At 78.1% G+C, this 1,212-nt stretch carries 1 protein-coding gene and 1 riboswitch; the gene reads left to right on the top strand.

Annotation, left to right across the window (positions count from 1 at the left end):
- Positions 1-10 precede the first annotated feature (10 nt).
- Positions 11-157, bottom strand: a riboswitch (cyclic di-AMP (ydaO/yuaA leader).
- Positions 117-1,212, top strand: a 1,096-nt coding sequence (locus tag E4P41_RS21735; protein ID WP_245177564.1) for an HAD-IC family P-type ATPase, incomplete at its 3' end; no start/stop codon positions are given. (Overlaps the previous riboswitch by 41 nt.)

Below are 1,212 nucleotides of genomic sequence, written 5' to 3'. Positions count from 1 at the left end.
CGGGTGCTCTCCGTTCTTCCGTGGCCGCCTACCGAGTTAGCTGACGGGTTCGGGCGGGAAGCAGCCCTACCGGCCTCCGAGCGGTGCTCGGCGGCGGGATTCACCCCAGTACTGCGGTGGGTCCCCGCCTCGTCCCGCTGGACGGCGACCTCGACGAGGACGGGCTGCTACGGCTGGCCGCGGCCGGCGTCGGCACCGGCGACGACCGGGCCCACGAGACCGACCGGGCCGTCGTGGACGCCGCCGGCGAGGTGGACGGGGAGGCGGAGCAGAGCCTGCCGTTCGCCGCCGGGCGCGGCTTCTCCGCGGCAGTGCGCGACGGCCGGCTGGTGGTCAAGGGCGCCCCCGAGGTGGTCGCCGCCCGCTGCCGGGACGCCGGGGACCTCGCCCCGCGGGTGCGGGAGCTGGCCGCCGAGGGGCTGCGGGTGCTCGCCGTCGCCGATCGGCCGTGCGACGACGGGGACGGCGACCTGGAGGAGGCGGCCCGGGACCTCACGCTGCGGGGTCTGGTGGGGCTGGCCGACACGGTGCGGTCCTCGTCGGTGGCGGCGGTCGAGCAGCTGCGCGCCGCGGGCGTCCGGGTGCTCGTGGCCACCGGCGACCACCCCGAGACCGCCCGTGCGATCGCCTGCCAGGCCGGCGTCCCCGACGCCGACCGGGTGGTGACCGGCGGGGAGTTCGCCCGCGCCTCGGAGGCCGATCGGGCCCGCATGGTGCGGGAGACGGCGGTGTTCGCGCGGCTGTCGCCGGAGCAGAAGGTGTCGCTGGTCGCCGCGCTGCGCCGGGCCGGAGCGACCCTCGCGATGACCGGGGACGGGGTGAACGACGCCGCGGCGATCCGGCTGGCCGACGTCGGGGTGGGCGTCTCCGGCGCCGAGTCCCCGGCCGCCCGTGCCGCCGCCGACCTGGTGATCACCGACCTGGACCTGACCCGGCTGGTCGACGCCGTCGGCGAGGGCCGGGCGATGTGGGCGCGGGTGCAGGACGCCGTCTCGGTGCTGGTCGGCGGCAACGCCGGCGAGGTGGCGTTCACCGTGCTCGGCACCGCGTTCGGCGGGCGGGCGCCGATGGGCACCCGCCAGCTGCTGCTGGTCAACCTGCTCACCGACATGTTCCCGGCGCTCGCCGTCGCCGTGGCCGCGCCCCGGGCCACCGCGCCCGACGGCGGCGACGGGCCGCTCGCCGGGCACCCGCTGGCCGCGGTGCTAGATC

It is taken from the genome of Geodermatophilus sp. DF01-2 (genome assembly GCF_004571065.1).
Taxonomy (GTDB): Bacteria; Actinomycetota; Actinomycetes; order Mycobacteriales; family Geodermatophilaceae; genus Geodermatophilus.
This window is presented reverse-complemented; position numbering and strand designations above follow the sequence as displayed.